The sequence below is a fragment of the Microtetraspora sp. AC03309 genome (genome assembly GCF_020826795.1).
GTDB classification, from domain to species: Bacteria; Actinomycetota; Actinomycetes; order Streptosporangiales; family Streptosporangiaceae; genus Microtetraspora; species Microtetraspora glauca.
The window spans coordinates 42,439-65,197 of record NZ_JADDIL010000059.1 but is presented as its reverse complement, the minus strand read 5'-3'; the positions used below and the strand labels follow the sequence as shown (position 1 = coordinate 65,197).

Here is a 22,759-nt window from a genome sequence, read left to right as displayed (position 1 = left end):
CCCCCTGGAACCAGCCGCCCCCACCCGCTCCTCCGGGGCCACAGGCACATCTCGTCCTCGATGTGAAGCGGCACTGGCTGAGCTTCATGCTGGCCATGATCACGCCGAAGATCGTCCTCAACGGCCATCAGGCGCTGGGCCGGTGGGGACGCAACGTGATCCCGCTTCCTCCCGGCCAGTACCATCTCCACGTCCACCTGCCCTATCTCCTCCCCGCACAGATCGGTCCGGCGGATCTGACGATCTGGCTCCAGCCGGGAATGGCGCTCGAACTCGAATACCGCGCCCCCATGTGGACCTACTCCAGAGGCGCCCTCGGCCCCGCGCCCCAGCCGTGGAACGGAAAGGGCTGCGCGATCACGTCCCTGGCGTTCGCGGGCGGCGTGTTGGCGCTCCTGTTGGTGCTGATCGTCGTCGCGGTGCTCTCGGTCGGCTGACGCCGGGGAGGGCCTCATCACGGAGAGCCGTGGCGGCTCGTACTCCTGGCCGGTGGCCCTGGCCAGGTCCCAGCCGGGTACGACCATGTCGACGAGGTACATGTGGGCCGGCGTGGTCATCGTCAGGTCCATGGCGGGGCTGGTCCCCTCCCGACCGGTCGGCGCCCCGAACCAGCCGAAAGTGCTATTCAAACGGCGCCGACCGCACTTTCGGCCGATACCGCGCCAGGCCGGGGCCTCGCAGGATCAAGCCATGCCATACAAAGATTCGTATGCGGGGCCGAAAGCTCTGACCGACCGTCGTCCGAGCAGGGGAAAGCCGATGCTCCGGACTCCGATCCTGCGGGCCGGCCTGGCCGCTCTCGCAGGACTGCTCACCCTGACGGTCCCCGCCTCCTGGGCGCCGGCCTCTTCCGCACACGCCTCCGTCGGCCCTTCGGCCACGTCGAGCAGCACGCCGTATCTGCCCGAGCCGACCGGTCCCCATCCGGTCGGCACAACGTCCCTGCGTCTGGAGGACACCTCACGTCCTGACCCCTGGGTCCCCGAGGCCAAGACGAGGGAGCTCATGGTCTCCCTCTGGTATCCGGCGAAGTCCCGGACCGGACGGCGTGCGCCCTACGTGACGCCCAAGGAGTCGGAGCTTGTCCTGAAGGGCAAAGGGGTGACGGGCGTGCCGTCCGACGTGCTGAGCAGAACGCGGACCCACGCGTTCAGCGGCGCCGAACCGGCGGGACGTGGACACACTCTGCCCCTCGTCGTGCTCTCTCCCGGCTTCACCGACCCCCGAAGCTCGCTCACCGCCCTGGCCGAGGAACTGGCGAGCAGAGGCTACGTGGTGGCCGGCATCGACCACACGTACGAGACCTTCGCCACCACGTTCCCGGACGGGCGGCTGGCCACCTGCGCCGCATGCGAACTCGACGTCGACGACTTCGGTAAGAAGGCGGTGCAGAACCGGGCGGTCGACGTCTCCTTCGTGATCGATCAGCTGACCGGTCCACACCCCAAATGGGAGGGCGCTTCGCTGATCGACCCATCCCGGATCGCGATGGCGGGCGCGTCCCTCGGAGGCGCGAGCGCCGCCGAGACGATGCTGAAGGACTCACGAGTACGCGCCGGAATCAACATGGACGGCTTCATGTCCGCCCCGATCCCAGCGAGCGGGGTGGCGCGCCCGTTCCTGTTCCTGGGCCAGTCGCTGCACAGCCCGGGCGGCCAGGACGCCACATGGGACCGGGACTGGGAACACCTGACCGGGTGGAAGCGCTGGCTCGTGGTGGACGGAGCGGTGCACTCGTCCTTCAGCGACTACGACCTGCTGGCCCAGCAGATCGGCGTCGAGCTCGGCAGTGAGCTCTCTGGAAGCCGCTCCGCGGACATCACCCGCAGGTACGTCCGAGCCTTCTTCGACCTGCACTTGCGCGGTAAGCCACAGCCCCTGCTGGACAGACCGTCGGCGCGTTACCCCGAGGTCAAGTTCTGCTCGTCGGAAACGAAGACCTGCGCGTAGAGAGGCGTAACGGCTGGGGCTACGGGGGTTGGAAACCCAGTCCGGTCTTGGCGATGAAGCCGGTACACCGGGCTCGCCGTACACCGTGCTGAGGGGGGCTACAGGGGAGCTGCAAGGCATCTGAAAGGCGGCTGGCTTATCACTCAAGGGACACCCCGACGCCGAGGAGCCCCCATGAGCAGCCTCTTACAGCTCTCCCGCGAGCAGCGACCCGTGCCCGGCAGCCCTGTGTCACGGCGACGGCAGGCTGCCGTCGCCGTGACCGGCGCCCTGGTGCTGAGCCTGACCGGCGCCGTTCTGTCGGCACAGCCGGCGGCCGCCGCGCCGCTGAAAGGCGCCGGAACCTGCGCGAACATCGACATGGTCTACCAGCCCCAGTCCGCGTTCCCCGACACCAGCCGGGGGCGTTACGACTTCAGGGCGCAGACGACCACCATCGAGATGGCGGTCCTGTGCCTCGTCAACGCCGAACGGACCGGCATGCAACCGCTGAAGCGGTACATCGGGCTGGGCAAGGGGTCGCTCACGCTCGGCGCCGCCGCGGCCAGGCACGTCGCGGACGCCGTCAACCTGCGCTGGTGGGGGAACGTGGAGCCGGGTAAGAACTGCCGCCCCGTGAAGGGCGACCCCAGTAAGTGCGACCCGCACATCAACCCGCAGACCGGATCCACCCCGCTGAGTCGGGCACAGGCGGTGGGCTACGGCCGACGCTGCACCTCGTTCGCCGTCGCCGAGAACACGTACGCCGGGTGGGGGCGCTCCTCTGTCACGCCGCGGGCGGCCGTCACGTGGTGGATGAACAGCAAGCCGCACCGCGACGCCATCCTCAACCCGGCTTTCACCGAGATGTACGCCAAGGCGGCGTGGGGGAGCGCGGATCCGGCGGCCGGGTCCGTCACCCCGGCCGTGACGTACGTGCAGATGTTCGGGCGCTGCGGCTGACGCCGTCGCGCGGGCCGGTCACGCCAGGGTGACCTCCAGCAGCGGCAGGACGCGTCCCGGTATGGAGCCGGACGGGGTGCCGCCGATCCGGACGGCGCCCATCGCCAGATAGAACGCCTCGGCGTTCGGGTCCGCGTCGATCGTCAGACGGGTGAAGCCGAGGTCCCGCGCGGTCGCCACAGCATGCTCGTACAGGAGGCGGCCGACGCCCTGCCCGATCGTGTCCGGGGCGACGAAGAGCATGCCCAGCGCGCCCTCCGGCGGATCGCCCTCCAGTGTGCCGAAGCCGAGGACGCGCCCGTCCCGCTCGGCCACCGTGGCGCGTACGGTCCCGACCCGGGACGCCGAGATGGTGAGTTCGTCCCGGCACGCGGCCATGAACTCCTCGTCGTACCCCCAGTACGCCTTGGAGCGGATCGCCAGCGCGCTCAGGACCTCGGCCTCGTCCGCGCGTGCCGCTCTGACCTGCATGTCCGTCCTCCTCGTCTCTGACCGCTCCGCAGATCCTGGCCACCGGTGCGGGCGGGCGTCAATCGGGATTCCGTACGGCGGGGCCGGGGCACCCGGTCCGCGCTCCCGAGATTGTCGGAGTCGATCACTATGGTCCGGGCCATGTCGATGACGAGACAGGGGCCGGCGGCCCATGACCGGCCGGGGGTGACAGCGTGACTCCCTGGCAGGAGGTCGCCGGACGGATCGAGGCGGGGGACGCCGCCGGAACCCTCCGGCTCGTGACCGCGCTCGACGCGTCGGGCAGGAAGACCGTGGCGGCCGAGTTGCCGCGCCACCTGGCCGAGCAGAAACGCGTGCACGCGGGCTGGTGGGAGTGGCGCAGGCAGATCCCGGCCCTGCGGGTGGCGGGAGCAGCCTGCCTGCCCGGTCCCGCCGCGGTGGCGAACTGGCTGTTCCGGCGGGACTTCGGCTGGCGGGACGACCACGTGGCCGACGCCGGGCGCATCCTCGGGCTGCTGCGGCAGCGGCCCGAGCCGTGGCGCGCGGACCTCGCCCGCCGGATGGCGGAGCGGCTGCGGGCACCCCAGGTGGGCGCGGAGATCCCGCACTGGCGGATCGCGGCGAGCCTGGTACGCGAGACCGGGATCGAGCCGCCCGCGAACGACGCCTTCACGCTCGGCTGGTTGCGCTCCCTCGGGACGGCCGTCCACGGCCGCGACCTGGAACCCGCTCACCTGGAGCGGATCACCGACGATCCGCTGTTCGCCCGGCTGATGCCGCACGCGTTCGAGGCGGACGGCCTGGGGTCCGCCCTCTTCGGAGCGCAGATCGATGTCATCGTCCGGATGGTCGACGCGGGCATCCTCGACCGGCCGGTGATCCTGGACCGGATCGTGGGGCGGCTGCTGAGCGACGGGCCGTCGGCTCTCCCCACGCTGGCCGAGCTGCACGACCGGCTCGCCCCCACCCTCGACGAGGCGGAGGAGCGGGTCACCGGGTACGTCCGGATGCTCCCCGTGGCGCCGCTCGTGGTCGCCGAGACGGCGCTGGCGCAGGTCAGGCGGCTGGAGGCGGAAGGCCGCCTGTCCGACGACATGTTCGCCGAAGCCACAGAAGAGTTGTCGTTCCGGGCCGAGCGGAAGCTCCTCCTCGCGCTCATGGGCTGGATCGGCGACGCCGTACGCCGGGAGCCCTCCCGGGCCGCGTCCGGGCTCGCCGCGCTGTCGGCGATCTTCGGTCAGGACGTCCTGCCCCTTCAGGAGCGTGCGGTGCGGACGGCCCTTGGCCTGGCGGGCCACGCGGGGGAGCGGGAACGGTCCACCGTGCGCGAGGCGGCGGCGGCGCTTCCCGCCGAGCTGCGCGAGAAGATCGCGGCCGAGTACGGCGAGGTCGTGGTGACGCCGATCCGGCCGCCCGTTCCGGTCCTGCTGGTCACCGTGCCCCCGGTTCCGCCGCCGCCGTTCCCGTCGCCCGAGGAACTGGTCCGGGCGATCGGCGCGTTCCGGTGGCCTCTCGGCTCGGAGGAGTTCGAACGGATCCTGGCCGGGCTGGTGGAGTGGGCGGACCGCGAACCGGACACCCTCAGGAGCGCGCTCGACCCGCTGCGAGAGGTGCTCGCCTCCCACGCCTACTGCTACACGCCCTTCGTCGAACACGAGAAGCCGTACGCGCTGCTCTGCCGGGCGGCCCTGATGTTCGCCTCCGTCGAGGACAGCCGGTCACGCGTCCGCACGTCGAAGAGCCGGCCGCACCCCTACGGCGAGCGGCCGCACCCGATCGACCAGTTGATCAGGGAGCGCGTGCGGGAGATCGTCACGCTGTTCGAGGCCGGGGATCGCCGCCCGGTCCTGCTGGCGACGCCCACGTCGGGAACCGGGCACATCGCCCCGGACACGCTGGTCGCCCGGATGGAGCTGCTGGAGGCGGCCGGAGTCCCACCGCTGCCCGCCGACTTCCAGCAGGCCCTTCTCCGGTTGCCCCGTTCCGCCGATCCGGACGTGGTCGCGCGGGCCGCGAGGTTGTCGTCCCCCGCCGGGCGGGAGCTCGCCGCCTGGATCGAGCGGGGCGGCCTGCCGGACCCCGTCGCGTCATGCGAGCTGCGGTACGACCGGCGGTCCCGCGACGGTGCGCCGTACCGCGAGCTGCGCGCCCGGATCGAGCCGCCCGGTACGGCGCTGCCTGACGGCGCGCCGCCGTCCCTGATCGGGGAACTCTTCGCACGGGATCCTGAGGACCGGTGGTTCTATGCGCAGATCCTGGACTGGTGGCCCGCTGTCATGCCCTCCCACCGTGACGTCATGGCGGCGCACATGGCCGAGATCCTCCCCCTGTTCATGGACGAAAGTTCCGGGCAGGTCGACGCCGTCACCCGGGTCGTCCACGGGGACGGCCCGGTCGGCGTTGCCATGGCGTACGCGCTGGTCGTCGGCATGGGAAACCGGAATCCGGCCCAGCGGGCCGCGGCCACCGACGCCCTGATCACGCTGGCCGCGCGCGGCGACGTGCCCACCGCCGAGATCGGCAGGGCGGTCGGCGAGCTGGTTCGCGACGGCTTCGTCAAGCTCAACCGGATCACCTCGGTGCTGGACGACGCCTCACGGGCCGGCGCGCACGCCGTCGTGTGGGACATCGTCGCCGAGGCGTCGCGGGGGCTGCTGCCGGCGGCCGGAGAGAAGCCGCGGGCGAACGTGGCAAATCTCCTCGCCACCGGCGCCAGGGCGGCCGAGCTCACCGGGGCCCGCGCCGACATCCCCGAGCTCGCCGCGGTGGTGGAGCGGGGTGGATCGACCAGGTTCGCCATGGAGGCCCGCCGCCTCCACCGGCAGCTCACCTCGTGAGCCGGGCCGGGCAGCTCACTCGCTGACCGGCTCCGTGTTCCGTGGCGGCCCGCCACGGAGCCGTACGCCGATCACCGCCCACGTGGCGGCCACCACCAGCGCGCCCGCCTCTCCGAGGCTGACCATCAGCACGAACGACGCGGGCAGGAGGACCGCCACGGGCCGAGGGAGCACCCCGGCCCGGTAGGCGCCGACCGCGACGAGCACCATGCCCGCCGCCCACAGCGCGAAGCCGGGCAGGAACAGCGTCTGCGGCACGGGAAGCTCGTCGGCGGCGACCAGCGTGACCGTCGCGGGAATCAGGATCAACGCCTGGCCCAGGCCGTACAGCACGGCCCCGGCGTCGCCGAGGCGGCCCCAGCCGGGGACCGTCGCGTGCGCCGCGCGCAGCGTGATCACGGCGAGTGCGCCCGTCGCCAGCGACAGGGCGAAACACGCCTCGATCAGATAGTCGGCGAACGTGGTGAACGGGATGTGCTGCTTCCCGCATACCGTCTGCACGATCCACAGGGCCACCGAGGCGGCCGCGGCGGCGAGCGGGAACGCGTTCCATACAGGTGTTCTCGTCATGCCAACAGGGTCCGCTCGCCCCCATCCCGTACGGCAGTGTCGGCCGTCCCGGCCGGAAGGGACGTGTTCCCGGTCAGGTCCGGCCGAGACCCGCGTCGCGTGCGGCCGCGATGGCACCGGCTCGGTCGGGTACGGCGAGTTTGACGAGGATGCCGGAGACTGTGTTCGCGACGGTCTTGGGGCTGACCTGGAGTCGGGCGGCGACGGCCTGGTTGCCGAGCCCCCGGGCGACGAGTTCGAGGATCTCGTATTCACGTTCGGTGAGCTGGGGGAAGGCGCGTTCGGAGGTGCGCGGCGGCGCGTGCAGCAGCGCGATGACCGCCTCGGCGGCTCCCGGGCCGAAGACGGCCTGTCCGAGGGCCGCGCCCCTGACCGCGTTGACGACGTCGTCCTGGGTCGCGGTCTTCAGCAGGTAGCCCCTGGCGCCCGAGCGGATGGCGGCGAGCATCGACAGGTCGTCGTCCGACATGGTCAGCATGATCACCATGGGCGCCGCGGGTTGCGCGGACAACCGCCTGGTGGCCTCGATGCCGTCCATGACCGGCATCGAGATGTCCATCAGTACCACGTCGGGCGTGTGCTCGCGGGCCGAGGTCAGCGCCTTCGCGCCGTCCTCCGCGACCGCCACCACGTCGAGGCCGGCGACGGTGGACAACATCGCCCGCAGCCCGTCCCGGAACAGGGGGTGGTCGTCCACGACCATCACGCGGATCGTCATCGTTCCTCACCGAGGGGGATCGAGGCGATCACCGTGGTGCCGGGATCGCCGGAGGCGAACGCGAGCGTACCGCCGAGTTCGGCGACGCGCTCACGCATGGACGTCAGGCCGACTCCGGGCGCCACCCGCGCGGGCAGGCCCGTCCCGTCGTCGGCGACGGTGACGGTGAGCGCCGTCCCGCTGCGGCTCAGCCGTACCGTGCAGCGGCGGGCGGAGGCGTGCCTGATCGCGTTGGTGAGCGCCTCCCTGGCCACCAGGTAGGCGGCGGTCTCGACCGCGGCGCCCAGCCCGGAGGTGTCGCAGAGGCCGACCTCGACGGCCACTCCCGAGGCGTGCAACGTCGCCGACGCGTGCTCGATCGCCGGACCGAGACCGAGCTGGGCGAGCTCCGGCGGGCGCAGGCCGCGTACCAGGCGGCGTACGCTCGTCCCCGCCTCGCCGACCTGGGCCCTGACGTCGGTGAGCAGCGAGCGGGCGCGGTCGGGATCGTCGCGCAGGGCGTTCCCCGCGGCGTCGACGGAGAAGCCGATCCCGGCGAGCACCGGCCCGAGTTCGTCGTGCAGGTCCCGGCTGATCCGCCGCCGCTCCTCCTCGCGGGCCGTGACCAGCAGCAGCCGGGACTGCTGAAGGGCCATCTGCCGGTGGGCGGCGGCCAGCGCGGCGCCCGCCTGGAGCGCGAGCCGGCGCAACATCCACGGGCTGCCCTCGGCGACGTCGATGGAGCCGAGCGCCTCCCCCTGGAAGGCGAGCGGGACCGTGAGCGCCGTCCGGTGCGGCCCTCCACGTTCGACGATCTTCAACGGGGCCTCCTCAGGGCCGAGAAGCACCCGGACGTACGGCGTGCGCGTCACGTCGGTGACCGCGTCGGCGAGCGCGGCCACGATCTCCTCGGGAGCCGGCGTCGTGGCCAGGCGCTCGGCCAGCCGCGCGACCACCTCGCGGGGGTCGCCGTGCCCGCCGTACAGGATCCGGCCGGTGGTCCGCCCCAGGCCGCGGCGCAGCGGCTCGACCGCCGCCGCCACCGCGGCGGCCGCGACGACGTTCTCGTCCCCCGGGATGGGGGCCAGCGCCGCGAAGACGCCGCTCAGCGCCAGGGCGAGCAGCCCGTACGTCAGGAAGCCGCGCAGCAGCGGCCCGGTCTCGTAGAGGTTGTGCCTGAGCATGGCCATCGCGATGCCCGCCGGCAGCGCGAACGTTCCCACGGTGGTCAGCGGTACGGCCACCGCCTCCGGCAGTACGGACTCGGAGAAGGAGCCGAGCGCGAAGGCGGCACCGCCCGAGCAGATCCACAGCAGTTGCAGCCGTCGCTGCCCGCCGGCGCGTACGGTCCGCGCGACCAGGCCCGCCATGCAGGAGAGCGTGATGAGGGCGAGCACGCCGATGGCGATCGGAAGGGCCCACACGACCGGCCGCAGCGCCTCAACGGCGTACGGGTTGCGCTCCGGGCCGGGAACGAAGGCGAGCAGGACGATGAAGACGGCGATGCCCGCGACGGCGACGGCGGCGACCGGCCGCCAGCGCCTGCCGGGGAGGCGCCCCTCCGGGACGAGCAGCAACAGCACCGTGCCGATGGACAGCAACGGGGGCGCCCACACCCACCGGGCCAGCCAGCCGATCCAGTCGGCGTACGCGCCGTACCGTTCGGCGGCGTGCGCGACGGCGCCGAGCACGGCCACGAGGCACAGCGGGCCGACGGCGCCGCCCAGCCGCCGGGCCACGAGATAGGCGCCGAGAGGGCAGAAGCTCAGCGCGATGGCCACGTCCTGCGTGGTCGTCCTGGTGAGGGGGCCGCCGGCGACGGCCAGCACGCAGGCCAGGCCGAAGACGCTCCAGGCGAGGCCAGCGCGCACGGAGACTCCTCGGTGAAGGGGGACCGGTCGTCCTCATTGACCCACAACGGATGTCCCGCCGCCACGGGACGAAGTGCCCGGCGGCGGGTGAACCATCAGCCGGGCACGGCCTCCCGCATGAGCGCGACGTAGCCCTCTTCGAGTGAGGGCTGGACCGCGACCGCCGCCGGGTCCGGCTTGGTGGCGCTGACCACCCGGTAGTGCGTGCCACCGGCCCGGCCGACCGCCGACACCACCACGCCCGTGGAGGGCGGCGGCCCCTGGGTGACGACCTCCCACGTCGCGCCTTGGGCGCGTTCGACGATGCCGGACACCGGGCCGGTGAAGACGACCGCCCCCTTGGCCATGACGGCGGCCTCCTGGCAGGTCTGCGCCACGTCCTCCACGATGTGGGTGCTCAACAGGACCGTCCGGTGCCCCGCGATCCCGGCGAGGAGCGTACGGAAGCGGATGCGCTCCTCGGGGTCCAGACCTGCCGTCGGCTCGTCCACGACCACCAGGGCAGGGTCGCCTAGGAGGGCCTGCGCGATGCCGACGCGACGCCGCATGCCGCCGGAGAACCCCTTGAGCTTGCGCCTGGCGACGTCGGCCAGGCCGACCATGTCGAGCAGCTCGCCGATCTGCCGCCGCCGGGCGGTGTCGTCGTCGAGCCCCTTGAGCAGCCCGATGTAGTCAAGGAACTCGTGGGCCGACAGGTCGGGGTAGAGGCCGAGGTCCTGTGGCAGGTATCCCAACCGCCGCTGTACGGCCAGCCGCCCGGTCCGCGTGGCGAGATCGTTGCCGCCCACGACCACCCGCCCGCTCGTCGGGGGCAGCACGCCGGCCAGGACGCGCATCAGGGTGGTCTTGCCGGCGCCGTTGGTGCCCAGCAGGCCGAACATCCCGCCGGGGACGGTGAGATCGACCCCGCGGAGCGCCTCGACGCGTCCGAACTTCCGGCGCAGCCCGGTGATCGTGATGTCCATGGTCTTCCTTTCAGGACGGGGTACGGCGGGTGAGCAGCGGGCCCGCGAGCACGAGCGGCGGCAGGGCGAGCAGGGCGAGCGACGCGATGCTGATCAGGGCGGGCGTCATGCCGGGTTCCGGGCGCAGGAAGGCGGGCCAGCCGGGGGCTCCGGCATAGAGGGCGCGTTCCCCCATGAGCCAGCTCGCCGCGTAGTCCCCGATCGGCGTCACCAGGGTTCCCGTCAGGGAGGGGAGGTAGTTCGGGGCGAGCATGTTGCCCCAGAACCAGTAGCCCACGAACAACGCGCGGAACAGCGGTGCCGTCAGCACCAGCGGGCAGACGAGGGCGAACGCGGCCACGAACGCGAGCCCGGGCAGCAGCACCAGGGCGAACGCGACCACGGCCCAGGCGAACAACGACGCGTCGCCGCGGTTCACGAACTCACCCGCCGCCGTGACGAGCATCGCGAGCAGGCCGGGGAGCGCCGTGGCCGCGACCGCGCCGAGGTACTTCCCGGCCACCAGCGTGCCCTGCCGGGTCGGCAGGCCGCGGAGCAGCGACGCGGCCCCCAGCCGCTGGTCGCGGACGAGCCGGTCGGCCAGGACCATGCCGAACCCGATCGGCACGATCATGGAGAACAGCAGCGCCCACCCGGCCATCACGTGCGCGGCGGCGGTGCCGTCCGGCAGGTGGCGCGGACCGCGGTCTCCCTGGGCGAGCGCGATGACGGCGGCCAGGCCGGCCGTGCTCAGCCACAGGGAACGCTTGCGTATCTGCATGCGGAATTCGTAGCGGCACACGGCCGCGAGACGTGATCTCATACCTCTTCCTCGGTCAGCAGGCACTCCGGCCTGCGCAGCAGCAGGAGTGCCGCCGTGATCAGCAGGACGCCGGAACCGGCGAGCACCGCCCGGTTCGTCCCCCAGCCCTCGGTGACCCCGACCCGGCTGGTCATGAACAGGAAGAACGGGCGGGTCCACGCGCCGGCGGTGAAGGCCGCGGCGAACAGCTGCTGGGACAGCCACACCACCGCGACCGCCGTCGTCGCCAGTACGACGCTGCGTCCCACGACGGCCACCAGCAGGCCCAGCCCGGTCAGCCACAGCAGCGGGGACGCCCACACCAGGAGCGCCGCCAGGGGCGACTCCGGCCCGGACCACGAGCCGGTGAGCCCGAGCACGGCCGAGAAGAGCACCGACAGTGCGGCGCTGAACCCCGCCGCCGTTCCCAGCCTGCGGCCCAGGGTGCCCGCGTAGCCGGTCGGCAGCGCCAGCTGCAGCTCACGGCACCCGTCCCTGCTGATCACCGTCACCGCCGCCGTCGCCGCGGCCAGCGGGACGAGCGCCTCGATCCCCGTCAGCAGCAGTCGGGCGATCACGGGCGGCGGTGTGCCGTACCCCGCTCCCACCGCGGCGAGGGCGAGGGCCGCCAGCAGCGCGGCCACCGGTGCCAGGAACACCGCCCAACCCGCGCGCCGCGCCTCGTGGCGCCACAAAGACATCGGTTTCACAGCAGTGAGTACGGGAGGGGCCGTACAGGTTCACCGGAACCTTCTTCTGAACCGGCGGGAAGCCCGGATCAGAAACCGGCCCGGCGTACCCGCCCGTGCGAGAGTCGTGGCGCCAGCAGCACTGTCACCCCCACGAGTACGGCGGCGCCCACGACCACCCCGGCGTCCGGCGCCCACAGCGGCTCGACGACCCTCACCACGTTCCTGTCGATTTCACCGGTCGCGCCGAGTACCCGTACCACCCACAGCGCCATCGCCGCACCCACGCCCGCGGACGGTCGCCACAGCACCGACAGCGCGAAGCTCAGCGCCGACAGCGGGACAAGGGGGCCGAACCACGCCGCCGCGAGCCCGAGCATCCCCGCGCCGGGGGCCAGCGGCAGGAGGGCCAGGGTGACGAGGAGGCTGCCCGCGACCGTCGTCCCGAGCACCAGCGTGAGCCGGGCGAGCAGCACGGCCCTCGGCGACGTGGGCGTGGCCGCCACCAGCTCACCGATCGGCTCCCGATCCGATCCGCACGCTCCCGCGACGGCCAGCGCGGCGACCAGCGGGACGACCGTCCCGAGCACCCGTTCCGCGAACCCGGCGGGCCCCAGCGCGGCCAGCGCCGTACCGATCGCGAGGACGGATGCGGACAGCGCCCACACGGGCCAGCCGATCAGGGCGCGCTGGCGGGCGAGCACGCCGAGGGCGCGACGGAGCGGCCGCCCGCCGATCTCGGCGGTGAAGCGAGGCACGGCCACCCGCGTGTCCTCGCGTGCGGCGGGGTGGCCCAGGCGGCCGAGGATCGCGGCGAAGAGGGCGGGTGCGGGCGCGGGCACCTCGGCGGCGCGTTCCCGTACGGCGGAGCCGACCCGCCGCCATGACGCGACCTCGGCGGCGCATGCCGGGCACGCCTTCAGATGGGCGGACACCGACACGCTCTCTGCGCCGGGAAGCACCCCGGCGGCGTAACCGGCCAGCAGGTCTGTGGGATGGCTCATCGCCCGGCCTCCTCGACCACGACGGGCAGCGCCCTGGCCAGGACGGCCCGGGCGTTGAACAACCGGCTCTTCACGGTGCCGACAGGGACGTCGAGCACCTCCGCGATCTCCGCGTGTGACAGTTCGGCGGCGAAGGCGAGGTCCAGTACCTCGCGGTGGAGCGGGGACAGCGTGTCCAGCGCCGCCCCGACCGCCGCCGTGTCGGCCCTGGCCAGCGCCACGACCTGCGGATCAGGATCCGAGGCGGGGACGTCCATCGCGTCGTGGAGCGGCAGGGCCGCCGGACGACCGGCTACGCGCTTGAGCGCCTGGCGGCGGCAGATACCGAACAACCAGGTGCGTACCAGCGAGCGTCCCTCGAAGGAGCCCGCGCCGCGCCACACGGCCACGAACGTCTCCTGGAGCGCCTCCTCGGCCGGTCCGCGCTCGCCCCCGAGGAGCCCCTGGGCGTAGGCGAGCAGCGCGGGGGCGTGCCGCCTGTAGAGGTGTTCGAAGGCCCGCTCGTCGCCCGCGGCGACGCCTCGCAGCAGCTCCGGGTCGGTGTCGTCCATCCTTCTGGGTACTGTTCCGGACCTGCGGGTTCACCACAAACCGGGAAAATCTGAGTGGGACGGGTCACAGCGCGAACGGCCGTGCGGAGTCAGCGAACCCCGCGCGGGCGGAACTGGACGCTGATCCGGGCCCCGACCACCCGCGCGGTCTTCGGGATGGCGTGCTCCCAGGTGCGCTGGCAGCTCCCGCCCATCACGATGAGGTCGCCGTGGCCGAGGTCGTGGCGCAGCGTCGGGCCGCCGCCGCGCGGGCGCAGCAGCAGGGCGCGCGGTGTCCCGATCGAGATGATCGCGACCATCGTGTCCTCGGTGGAGCCCCGCCCGACGGTGTCGCCGTGCCAGGCCACGCTGTCCCTGCCGTCGCGGTACAGGCACAGCCCGGCGGTGCGGAACGGCTCGCCGAGTTCGTCGGCGTAGTGCGCGTCCAGCGCCTTCCTGGCCTCGTCGAGCGCGGGATCGGGAAGGGGACGGCCCTCGCCGTAGAAGCAGAGCAACCGGGGCACGTCGACGACCCGGTCGTACATCTGCCGCTTCTCGGCATGCCACGGCACGACGTGGACCAGCCGGTCGAACAGCGTGTCGGCGCCGGAGATCCAGCCCGGCCGGACGTCGATCCACGCCCCATGGGCCAGGACCGTGCGCTTCACCGACGCTCCCAGGGGGCCGGGCCCGATCTCGTCGCCGCAGTCCAGCAGCGAGCTCTGGAATATCACCCCACCAGTTTAGTCAAACGCATGTTCGATCATAGGTGGCGATGAAATGATCTATCGGCTAGGTTGTCGATCAACATCACCTGGGGCCCGTAGCGCAGCGGTTGTCGCGCCTCCTTCGACGGGGGAGAGAGGACGCCGGTTCGAATCCGGCCGGGCCCACGCGAGGAGGCGAAATGGGCGGGGATGGGGACGGCGTCGCCGCCTTGCTGCGGCTGATCGACGAGGTGCGTGACCGTCCGCTGGACGATCCCGATCGCGTGCGGGTCGAGCGCGCCGCCCTCGCCCTGGTGCGTGACGGCCAGCGCCGGCGCAAGAGAGCTCGCAGGCGCGACACCATCGCGGCCGACGCCGCCGTGCTCGCGGCGACCGCCATGGGCTCGGCGGAGCGCGTGATCGACGCCCCCGTCGTGGACGATCCCGGGCCAGGTGGACGGCTTCGCCGCATGCGCAGGTGCTACGTCTGCAAGGGCGGGTTCGTCCAGGTGGACGGCTTCTATCACCTGCTCTGCCCCCCGTGCGCCGCGCTCAACAAGGCCCGCCGCACGGCCCGCGCCGATCTCACCGGACGGCGGGCGCTGGTCACCGGTGGACGCGTCAAGATCGGCCATCACGTCGCGCTGAAGCTGCTCGGAGACGGCGCCCACGTCACGGTGACCACCCGCTTCCCCCGCGACGCGGCCCGGCGCTTCGCCGAGACCGGGGACTGGTCGGACCGCCTCCGGATCGTCGGGATCGACCTGCGCGACCCCCGCCAGGTCATCGGCCTCGCCGACCACCTCCTCGCAGCGGGCGAGCCGCTGGACATCCTGATCAACAATGCCGCCCAGACGCTCCGCCGCCCTCCCGCGGCGTACGCGGCACTGACGGACGGCGAGCGGCGCGGGCTCCCGGCGGGAGCGTGGACGGCGCCGGGATTCGCACCGGTCGGCGATGCCCTTCCGGCCGTGCGGGGGTGGGACCCGGGCCTTCCGGACGTGTCCGGCCTCCTCCCCGACCTCTCGGCGGGCAACTCGTGGTCGGCGCGGATCGGCGAGGTGGACGCCGCCGAGCTGCTGGAGGTCCAGCTCGTCAACGTGGTGGCGCCGTTCCTGCTGATCGACCGGTTGTTGCCGCTGCTGCGCGCGGCGCCGTTTCCGCGCCGCTACGTCGTCAACGTGTCGGCGGTCGAAGGGCAGTTCACCGTCGCCAACAAGACCGGACGCCACCCGCACACCAACATGGCCAAGGCCGGGCTCAACATGCTGAGCCGCACCAGCGCCGCCGACCTCGCGAAGGAGGGGATCTACCTGTGCAGCGTGGACACGGGGTGGATCACCGACGAGAACCCCGTCCCGATGCGTGACCTGCTGGACCGGAGGACCCCGCTCGACGTGATCGACGGGGCGGCACGCGTCTACGACCCGATCCTGCGCGGTGAGTCCGGTGATCCGGTGCACGGGGTCTTCCTCAAGGACTACGCGGAGGCGCCATGGTGACGCCCGGCGACTTCGGCCTGCCCGCCAAGGTCCGATTCCGTGCCATCGTCGACGTGCACGTGCTCCTCGTCCGTGACGGTTCCGTACTGCTCGCGCGCCGGGCCGGTACCGGCTACGGCGACGGCATGTGGCACCTGCCGAGCGGCCACCTGGAGGCGGGGGAGTCGGTCGTCGACGCGGCGGTGCGCGAGGCGGCCGAGGAGATCGGCGTGACGATCCGGCCGGACGACCTGGCCTTCGCCCACGTCATGCACCGGGCGCCCGACCGGGTCGGGCTGTTCTTCATGGCCGCCGAATGGGATCCCGAGCCGTACAACGCGGAGCCGGACAAGTGCTCGGAGATCGCCTGGTGGCCGCTCGACGCCCTCCCCGCCGACATGATCGCCTATCCGGCGGACGCCATACGGGCCATCGCGGCGGGGAAGCCATTCGCGCTGCACGCCTGGGACGGCCCGGCCGATCCACCGGTCACGTGAGAGCAGGTCCCGTGAGGGCACCCTGATCCGTCGCGGCTTCCTCTGTGGTGGTGCGGGCGCCGACGATCCGCGCGGCGAGGACGTGCTTGCACGGACCGCGTGATCCCCGGTGATCGAACCACCAGGCGCAGGTGCACGAGCCGTCGCTCAGCCGTACCCGTCGGATCTCGCCGTTCGAGGTCACATCGGCGGTGTCCCCGGACACCCGTACGGCACCGGACTCGACCAGGTCCCGGGCGGAGACGAGCCGCGGGTTGAGCGCGCGCACGTGGTCGCGGTCATAGGGCAGCTCACGGTGGAAGTGGGCCGCCTCGGCCAGGTCGTAGCCCACGCGCCCGGCGACGCCGAGCTGGGTCAGCGCGGCCTTCACCCGTGCCGGAGGCAGACCCGACCGCTCCGCGAGCAACCCCACTTCGACGATGGGCTCGAAGTTGAGCAGCATGCCGATCACGTCCGCGTCCCCGGCGGCCTCGTCCGTGGCCAGGTCGGAGAGTACGGCCCCCTCCCCGGAGAAACCACGCCACGCCTCGGGCGAGATCGCCAGGGTGTAGCGCATGCCGGGCAGCTCCAGCTCCCACGCGCTCGCGGCGACCTCTGAGCCGGACATCGTCCGGGACCCGGCCGTCACGGCCGGGCCGTACGCACGCAGGGACCTGGCGAAGCGGAGCAGCGGCAGCATCGTGGCGAGCCGGTGCGGACCCGCCAGGCAGACCGCGCCGGGGGCGGGAGCGCTCGTGAGTCGCAGCTCCCGTCCCGCAGGGACCGCCCACACGGTGGTGTTCGCCTTCTTCGGCAGGCCCCGCAGGAACCGTACGGCGTGCGGCCCGGCCAGCTCGGCGCGCAGATCGAAACCCGAGGCGATGACCTGGACCTCGGCGAAGCCGCGCAACCACCGCTCGGGCAGGGGCACCTTCTTCTCCACGACGGCGCCGTCGAGCGTGGTGACGGTCAGCTCGTCATGGCCGACCCCGAGATGCAGCGGGTCGCGGGCGCCCACCCGGGCCAGCGCCTCCCGGAGGGGGAGGTTGACGTCGACGTTGGTCGTGCCCCGATCGACGACCTCCCCGTCCAGCGCGGGAGCCAGCATGTCGAGCCGGGCGTACACGCCTCCGCACGCGGAGAACGACTCGAACCTGAGCCGGTCGCCGTCACACGTCACCACAGGGTCGCGGGTCCACCCGGGACGCGGCTGGTGATACCGGGTCAGCGCCACGTCGGCCACGGCGAGCAGGCCGCCCGCGGCGGGTGCCGCCTGGGTGATCAGCCCGCTGAAGAACCGGGGGTGCTCAAGCAGACCCCGGGTGGTCCTGCCTCCGGACGTCGACAACCCCAGGTGACCCTCGGTGAGCATGGAGGGTCCGGCGTAGGAATACGCCTGCACGGCATTCGTCATGGCGGTGACAGTAGAGATCGCCTACGACAATTAGCGGCCCCCGCGTACCCGCTACCCGCCCCGAAACATCCCGACATCGCGTCGGTATAGTTCCCAACATTGTGTCGGGAACCTGGGTGTTCCAGGGAGGAGTGGAAATGTTTCTCGCGTTGCGCGAACTACGGTTCGCGCGTGCCCGCTTCACGTTGATGGGAGGTGTGGTCGCGCTCATCGCGGTGCTGATGGTCCTGCTGTCCGGACTCTCGTCGGGCCTGGTGAACGACGGCGTGTCCGGGTTGAAGAACCTTCCGGTGACCGCGTTCGCCTTCGACGAGGGGACCAAGACCGACGCCGCGTTCTCGCGCAGCGTGGTCGACACCGCTCAGGTGGACGCGTGGAAGGCACGGCCGGGCGTCGCGGAGGCGGAGCCGTTCGGCAACGTCCTGGTCAACGCCCGCAGCAGCCGCGGCGTGCCGATCGACCTCGCCCTGTTCGGAGTGACCCCCGGATCGTTCCTCGCTCCGGTCGCCGCCGAGGGCGGCGGGCTCGCGGCTCCCGACGGCATCGTCGTGTCCGCCAGCGCGACCGACGCCGGTCTGCGCGTGGGCGACACCGTGACTCTCGACAGGATCGGGACACGGCTGACCGTCGTCGGCGCGACGGCCGACCAGTACACCTTCGGCCACGTCGACGTCGCCTTCGTGCCGCTGGACACATGGCGGCGCATCCACGCCGGCGCGGGCCCGGACGACCAGGTACGCCCAGAGACGCTGACGGAGGCGACGGCGGTCGCGCTGAAGGCCGACGACGGGGCCACCCTCGACCTCGCGGCGGGCGACAAGGCCGCCGGCACCAGCGCCCTCACGCTCGCGGCGTCCTTCGCCGCGTCGCCCGGCTATACCGCCGAGACGTCGACGCTGAACCTCATCCAGGTCTTCCTCTACGCCATCTCCGCCCTGGTGGTCGGCGCGTTCTTCACTGTGTGGACGATCCAGCGCAAGCACGAGCTCGCCGTGCTGCGGGCGATGGGCGCGTCCAAGCCGTACATGCTGCGGGACGGCCTGTTCCAGGCGCTCGTGGTCCTGCTGGGCGCCACCGCCGCGGGTGTGCTGATCGGCGTCGGGCTCGGCGCCCTCATCAGCGGCGGAGCCATGCCGTTCCTGCTCGAGGCGTCCGCCGTCGCCGTCGCGAGCGCCCTGCTCGTCGCGCTCGGACTGGTCGGCGCGGCCGCGGCCATCGTCCGCGTCGCCGCCGTCGACCCGCTGGCCGCGCTGGGAGGACAACGATGAACCACACCGGCACCACCACCTCCCCGAGCATCACGGACCCCGGAGGGCCGGGTGAGCGGAGCGGGCTCGCCCTCTCCGGGGTGACCCTGCGCCTCGGAGACGGCGACAGCCTCGTCACCGCGCTCGACGCGGTCGACCTGGCCGTACGCCCCGGGGAGTTCGTCGCGGTCGTCGGCCCTTCGGGAGCGGGCAAGTCCAGCCTGCTCGCGGTCGCCGGAGCGCTCACCACACCCGACGAGGGAACCGTGACGATCGACGGGCGTGACATCGGGGCGATGAGCGAGGCCGAACGCGCCGCCCACCGCCGTCACCACATCGGGTTCGTGTTCCAGACCGGCAACCTGTTGCCGGCGCTGACCGTGCTCGACCAGCTCCGCCTGGTCACCCATCTGACCCGAGGCGCCGACCTCGCCCGGCGTGACCCTCGCGAACTGCTGGAGGAGGTCGGCATGGCGCACAAGGCCGACCGCCGGCCGCACCAGCTGTCCGGCGGCGAGCGGCAGCGGGTGGGCATCGCCCGGGCGCTGATGACCACGCCGTCGCTGCTGCTCGTCGACGAGCCGACGGCGGCGCTGGACCGGGCCCGCAGCCATGAGGTGGTGTCCCTGCTGGCGCGGGAGACGAAGCGGTCGGCGGTTGCTACCGTGATGGTCACCCATGACCATGACGTGCTCGCGCACTGCGACCGGATCGTGGAGATGACCGACGGACGCCTGTCCGACCAGACGGCTCCCGCCTAGCCGGCTCCGGGGGCCGCGGAGAGATCGAGGAGGGCCCGTGCCGCGCATCACCGCGCCCACGGTCGCGGAACACCGCGCCACCCAGCGGCGGGCCCTGCTCGACGCCGCGCGGGCCATCCTCGCCGAGGACGCGAGCCGGGCTCCGGGGCTGGCCGAGGTCGGCGCCAGGGCCGGGCTCGCCCGTTCGTCGGTCTACCAGTACTTCCGGTCGAGGGAGGACCTGCTCTACGCGCTCATCGAGGACACCTTCCCCCGGTGGTCCCAGCGGGTCACCGACGCGATGGAGGCCGCCGCCACGCCGGGCGCCCGGGTGCTCGCCTACGTCGACGCGAACCTCCGCCTGGTCGCGGAGGGTGAGCACGCGGTCGCTCAGGCTCTGGCCGGCATCGCCCCGGGCGAGAAGCTGGACAGCACGAGCAAGGTCATGCACGAGGAGCTGCTCGGCCCGCTCGTGGGCGCGCTCGCCGACCTCGGGCTCCCGGATCCCGCCACCACCGCGGAACTCGTGAACGCCGTCGTGAACAAGGCCGCCCGCATGATCGAGCTGGGCGCGGAGCGCGCTCCCGTCTACGCCCGTACGGAGGAGCTACTCGGCCCCTTCCTGATGCATCGGCCCTCGATGCCGGGGAAGGGCTGAAAGGAAGGACCTCACGCGGTGGGGAGGTGAGCGATCGTGTTCGCTGACCGGCGTGACGCGGGGACCCGCCTGGGCGAGCTGCTGCGGGACCGGCTCGGCGGCGTCGACGCGGTCGTCGTGGGGCTGCCCCGGGGTGGTGTCGTGGTGGCGTACGAGGTGGCCAGGGCACTCGGCGCTCCGCTCGACGTGATCGTGGTGCGCAAGCTCGGCGTGCCGTACCAGCCGGAACTCGGGTTCGGGGCCATCGGGGAGGGCGGTGTGCGCGTGCTGAACCCCGAGATCGTACGGCTCGCCGGCGTCACCAAGGAGCAGATGGCGAAGGTGGAGGAGGCCGAGCGGGAGGAGCTGATCCGCCGCGGGGGCCGATTCCGTGGGGGACGTCCCCGGGTCGAGCTGAAGGGGCGCACGGTCATCGTGGTGGACGACGGGGTGGCGACCGGAGGGACGGCGCGGGCGGCGTGCCGGGTCGCTCGGGCGCAGGGCGCGGAACGTGTCGTGCTGGCGGTCCCGGTCGGCGCTCCCGACACGGTCGCGGGCCTGCGCAAGGACGCTGACGAGGTGGTGTGCCTCCAGGCCCCGCATGACCTGTACGCGATCGGCGCCTGGTACTCCGACTTTCCGCAGACCAGCGATGAGCAGGTGGTCGAGCTGCTCCACCGGGCCGTGGATCCTCCGGGGTTCACCGGGGAGATCGAGGTGGACGCGGCGGGCGTCCCGCTGGCGGGCCGGCTGGCCGTACCGGATGGGGCGCAGGGGATCGTCCTCTTCGTACATGGGAGCGGGAGCGGCAGGCACAGCCCGCGCAACCGCTACGTGGCGGCGGCGCTCAACAGGGAGGGGCTGGGCACGCTGCTGTTCGACCTGCTCACCCCTGAGGAGGAGATCGACCGGGCCAACGTGTTCGACATCCGGCTGCTGGCGGATCGGCTCGCGGCGGTGACGAGCTGGCTGCGGGAGCGGCCGGAGGTGGCGGGACTGCCGGTGGGGTACTTCGGGGCGAGCACCGGAGCCGCCGCCGCCTTGTGGGCGGCGGCGGAACCTGACGGCGACGTCGCGGCGATCGTGTCGCGCGGCGGGCGGCCGGACCTCGCGGGAGAGCGGCTGTCCGCCGTTCGGGCGGCCACCCTGCTCATCGTCGGAGGCGACGACCACGTGGTGCTCGGCCTGAACCAGGCCGCCCAGCAGCGGCTCCGCTGCGAGAACCAGCTACGGATCGTGCCGGGGGCGACCCATCTGTTCGAGGAACCGGGCGCGCTCGAGGCCGTCGCCGAGCTCGCGCGCGACTGGTTCGCCGAGCACTTCAGGCGTGGCTGATCATTCCCGCGTGTCGAGCGTGGCCATAGAGGATTCGCCGGGTTCAGGCGGCGGCGGGGCCGCGCATCAGCTCGGCGCGGTAGCGGGCGACGGCGGACGGGAGGCCGATCATCACGACGCCGACGAGCGCCCCGTCGCGGTGGTAGCCGACCACGACCTCGCCGTCGAGGTCGCCTTCCAGGACGCGGATGTCGTCCCCGCCGAGCGCCGGGGCGCCGAACGACTGGATCCGCAGGTCGTACTGGTCGCTCCAGAAGGTGGGCAGCGGCGTGAAGGGCGCGGGGTCGTGCCCGGACAGCCCGAGGTCGGTCATCAGCGTGACGGCGGCCCGCTTGGCCGTGTCGGTCGGGATGCTCCAGTGCTCGACCCGCCGGGCCACGCCGTCGTAGCGGGGGTTGGGGAAGCGGGCCACGTCTCCCACCGCCACCACCCCGGGCCGCCCCTCGACGCGCAGCGCGTTGTCGCACAGCACACCGTCGGACAGGTCGAGGCCGTTGCCGTCCAGCCAGTCGGTGTTGGAGGCCGAACCGACCGCCTCGACGACGACATCGGCGTCGAGGCGGGTGCCGTCGGACAGCTCGGCACCGGTGACCCGGTCCTCGCCGAGGAACACGGCGACCGTACGGCCCAGCAGGAAGCGGATCCCCTGCCGTTCGTGCCGCCGCTGGAGCGCGGCGCCGAGGTCGTCGCCGAGCGGGCGCCGCATGGGCACCGCCTCCGGCGCGACCACGGTCACATCGGCGCCGAGGAGCCGCGCCGTCGCGGCGACCTCACATCCGATGAATCCTGCTCCGATGACCAGCACACGGGCGTCCGGGCCCAGCTCGCCGCGCAGCGCGCGGGCGTCCTCAAGGGTCCGTACGACGTGCCTGCCCAGCGCGGGGCCGGGCGTGGGCAGCCGCCGCGGCCGCATCCCGGTGGCGATCACCAGGCCGTCGTAGGCCAGCTCGGCACCGTCGGCGAGCCGTACGGCTCCCGCCGCGAGGTCGGCGGAGGCGATCCGGACGCCGAGTCGCCACGTCACGTCGGCGACGGCCGGGCGCAGCCGGAACGCGACCGCCTCGTGGGTCACCTCGGAGGCGAGTGCCTCCTTGGAGAGCGGCGGCCGGTTGTAGGGCATGTGGGTCTCGTCGCCGACGGCGACGATTTCTCCCATGAATCCGGAGGCGCGCAGCCGCTCGGCCGCGCGCAGGCCGCCCATGGAGGCACCCGCGATCACGATGCGCTGGCCCACGTTCGTCAGCCCTCGATCGTGATGGCCTGGAGCGGGCAGACGTCGGCGGCCTCCTCGACGGCGTCGCGCAGCGACTCGTCGGGCTCGGCCTCGAAGACCAGCCGGCCGTTCTCGTTGATCTGGAAGACCTCGGGGGCGGAGAAGACGCACTGCCCGTGGTCCTTGCAGACGTCCATGTCGACGATGACCTTCATGCTTA

23 protein-coding genes and 1 pseudogene are annotated in these 22,759 nt (G+C 72.6%); 11 read left to right on the top strand and 13 right to left on the bottom strand.

Going from position 1 to position 22,759, the window contains the following annotated elements:
- From IMZ11_RS29730 to IMZ11_RS29720, 3 genes are all read left to right on the top strand, one after another.
- Positions 1-437: hypothetical protein (locus IMZ11_RS29730; RefSeq protein WP_228645744.1), on the top strand; the 437-nt coding region annotated here is incomplete at its 5' end.
- Between the two features lie 322 nt (positions 438-759).
- Entirely contained in the window at positions 760-1,950 is a 1,191-nt protein-coding gene (locus IMZ11_RS29725; RefSeq protein ID WP_228645743.1) for an alpha/beta hydrolase, read from the top strand.
- A 174-nt stretch (positions 1,951-2,124) separates the two neighbouring features.
- On the top strand, positions 2,125-2,892 hold the full coding sequence (locus IMZ11_RS29720) for a hypothetical protein (protein WP_228645742.1): 768 nt from the start codon (positions 2,125-2,127) through the stop codon (positions 2,890-2,892).
- A gap of 18 nt (positions 2,893-2,910) precedes the next feature.
- Here IMZ11_RS29720 and IMZ11_RS29715 read toward each other — a convergent pair whose 3' ends face one another.
- Positions 2,911-3,363 carry a GNAT family N-acetyltransferase gene (locus tag IMZ11_RS29715; protein WP_228645741.1) on the bottom strand — a complete coding sequence of 151 codons (453 nt, stop codon included), beginning with the start codon at positions 3,361-3,363 and terminating at the stop codon, positions 2,911-2,913.
- Positions 3,364-3,557: 194 nt separating this feature from the next.
- On the opposite strand from IMZ11_RS29715, the gene IMZ11_RS29710 reads away from it, so the two are divergent.
- Positions 3,558-6,182, top strand: a complete 2,625-nt coding sequence (locus IMZ11_RS29710; protein WP_228645740.1) for a DUF6493 family protein — start codon at positions 3,558-3,560, stop codon at positions 6,180-6,182.
- A 15-nt stretch (positions 6,183-6,197) separates the two neighbouring features.
- On the opposite strand, the gene IMZ11_RS29705 is transcribed toward IMZ11_RS29710, so the two are convergent.
- The 9 genes from IMZ11_RS29705 to IMZ11_RS29665 all read right to left on the bottom strand — a co-directional run bounded on the left by IMZ11_RS29705 (position 6,198) and on the right by IMZ11_RS29665 (position 14,023).
- On the bottom strand, positions 6,198-6,752 hold the full coding sequence (locus tag IMZ11_RS29705; protein ID WP_228645739.1) for a hypothetical protein: 555 nt from the start codon (positions 6,750-6,752) through the stop codon (positions 6,198-6,200).
- Positions 6,753-6,825: 73 nt separating this feature from the next.
- Complete coding sequence (locus IMZ11_RS29700) at positions 6,826-7,470, bottom strand: response regulator transcription factor (RefSeq protein ID WP_228645738.1); 645 nt, start codon at positions 7,468-7,470, stop codon at positions 6,826-6,828.
- Positions 7,467-9,320 (bottom strand): sensor histidine kinase, encoded by a 1,854-nt coding sequence (locus IMZ11_RS46385; RefSeq protein WP_228645737.1) that lies wholly within the window; start codon positions 9,318-9,320, stop codon positions 7,467-7,469. The genes IMZ11_RS29700 and IMZ11_RS46385 overlap by 4 nt, the downstream gene beginning before the upstream one ends.
- A gap of 95 nt (positions 9,321-9,415) precedes the next feature.
- Positions 9,416-10,285, bottom strand: coding sequence for an ABC transporter ATP-binding protein (locus IMZ11_RS29690; protein ID WP_228645736.1), 870 nt, complete (start codon positions 10,283-10,285; stop codon positions 9,416-9,418).
- Between the two features lie 10 nt (positions 10,286-10,295).
- A complete protein-coding gene (locus IMZ11_RS29685; protein WP_228645735.1) occupies positions 10,296-11,087 on the bottom strand; it encodes an ABC transporter permease in 792 nt (263 codons plus the stop codon).
- Positions 11,084-11,767 (bottom strand): hypothetical protein, encoded by a 684-nt coding sequence (locus IMZ11_RS29680; RefSeq protein ID WP_228645734.1) that lies wholly within the window; start codon positions 11,765-11,767, stop codon positions 11,084-11,086. Before IMZ11_RS29680 ends, IMZ11_RS29685 begins: the two co-directional genes overlap by 4 nt.
- A 77-nt stretch (positions 11,768-11,844) precedes the next feature.
- Complete coding sequence (locus tag IMZ11_RS29675; protein WP_228645733.1) at positions 11,845-12,759, bottom strand: zf-HC2 domain-containing protein; 915 nt, start codon at positions 12,757-12,759, stop codon at positions 11,845-11,847.
- Positions 12,756-13,310 carry an RNA polymerase sigma factor gene (locus tag IMZ11_RS29670; RefSeq protein ID WP_228645732.1) on the bottom strand — a complete coding sequence of 185 codons (555 nt, stop codon included), beginning with the start codon at positions 13,308-13,310 and terminating at the stop codon, positions 12,756-12,758. Before IMZ11_RS29670 ends, IMZ11_RS29675 begins: the two co-directional genes overlap by 4 nt.
- A gap of 89 nt (positions 13,311-13,399) precedes the next feature.
- Positions 13,400-14,023, bottom strand: a complete 624-nt coding sequence (locus IMZ11_RS29665; RefSeq protein WP_228645731.1) for an alpha-ketoglutarate-dependent dioxygenase AlkB — start codon at positions 14,021-14,023, stop codon at positions 13,400-13,402.
- 83 nt (positions 14,024-14,106) lie between these two features.
- On the opposite strand from IMZ11_RS29665, the pseudogene IMZ11_RS29660 reads away from it, so the two are divergent.
- The 3 genes and pseudogenes from IMZ11_RS29660 (at position 14,107) to IMZ11_RS29650 (ending at position 15,974) form a co-directional block, all read left to right on the top strand.
- Positions 14,107-14,182 (top strand): annotated as a pseudogene (locus IMZ11_RS29660).
- A 14-nt stretch (positions 14,183-14,196) separates the two neighbouring features.
- A complete protein-coding gene (locus IMZ11_RS29655; protein WP_228645730.1) occupies positions 14,197-15,498 on the top strand; it encodes an SDR family oxidoreductase in 1,302 nt (433 codons plus the stop codon).
- Positions 15,492-15,974 (top strand): NUDIX domain-containing protein, encoded by a 483-nt coding sequence (locus IMZ11_RS29650; RefSeq protein ID WP_228645729.1) that lies wholly within the window; start codon positions 15,492-15,494, stop codon positions 15,972-15,974. Before IMZ11_RS29655 ends, IMZ11_RS29650 begins: the two co-directional genes overlap by 7 nt.
- Here the strand turns inward: IMZ11_RS29650 and IMZ11_RS29645 are convergent.
- A complete protein-coding gene (locus tag IMZ11_RS29645; protein ID WP_228645728.1) occupies positions 15,967-17,367 on the bottom strand; it encodes an SWIM zinc finger family protein in 1,401 nt (466 codons plus the stop codon). The two genes, IMZ11_RS29650 and IMZ11_RS29645, sit on opposite strands and share 8 nt — an antisense overlap.
- A 137-nt stretch (positions 17,368-17,504) precedes the next feature.
- Here IMZ11_RS29645 and IMZ11_RS29640 point away from each other — a divergent pair, with 137 nt between their 5' ends.
- The 4 genes from IMZ11_RS29640 to IMZ11_RS29625 are packed head-to-tail and all read left to right on the top strand — an operon-like array spanning position 17,505 to position 21,326.
- Entirely contained in the window at positions 17,505-18,635 is a 1,131-nt protein-coding gene (locus IMZ11_RS29640; RefSeq protein ID WP_228645727.1) for an ABC transporter permease, read from the top strand.
- The gene (locus tag IMZ11_RS29635) at positions 18,632-19,375 is read left to right on the top strand and encodes an ABC transporter ATP-binding protein (RefSeq protein ID WP_228645726.1); all 744 of its coding nucleotides are present in this window, start codon (positions 18,632-18,634) and stop codon (positions 19,373-19,375) included. The genes IMZ11_RS29640 and IMZ11_RS29635 overlap by 4 nt, the downstream gene beginning before the upstream one ends.
- Before the next feature lie 37 nt (positions 19,376-19,412).
- Positions 19,413-20,012 carry a TetR/AcrR family transcriptional regulator gene (locus IMZ11_RS29630; RefSeq protein WP_228645725.1) on the top strand — a complete coding sequence of 200 codons (600 nt, stop codon included), beginning with the start codon at positions 19,413-19,415 and terminating at the stop codon, positions 20,010-20,012.
- A 36-nt stretch (positions 20,013-20,048) separates the two neighbouring features.
- The gene (locus IMZ11_RS29625) at positions 20,049-21,326 is read left to right on the top strand and encodes a phosphoribosyltransferase family protein (RefSeq protein ID WP_228645724.1); all 1,278 of its coding nucleotides are present in this window, start codon (positions 20,049-20,051) and stop codon (positions 21,324-21,326) included.
- 43 nt (positions 21,327-21,369) lie between these two features.
- On the opposite strand, the gene IMZ11_RS29620 is transcribed toward IMZ11_RS29625, so the two are convergent.
- Complete coding sequence (locus IMZ11_RS29620) at positions 21,370-22,560, bottom strand: NAD(P)/FAD-dependent oxidoreductase (RefSeq protein ID WP_228645723.1); 1,191 nt, start codon at positions 22,558-22,560, stop codon at positions 21,370-21,372.
- 5 nt (positions 22,561-22,565) lie between these two features.
- On the bottom strand, positions 22,566-22,754 hold the full coding sequence (locus IMZ11_RS29615) for a ferredoxin (protein WP_061258765.1): 189 nt from the start codon (positions 22,752-22,754) through the stop codon (positions 22,566-22,568).
- Between the last annotated feature and the right edge of the window lie 5 nt (positions 22,755-22,759).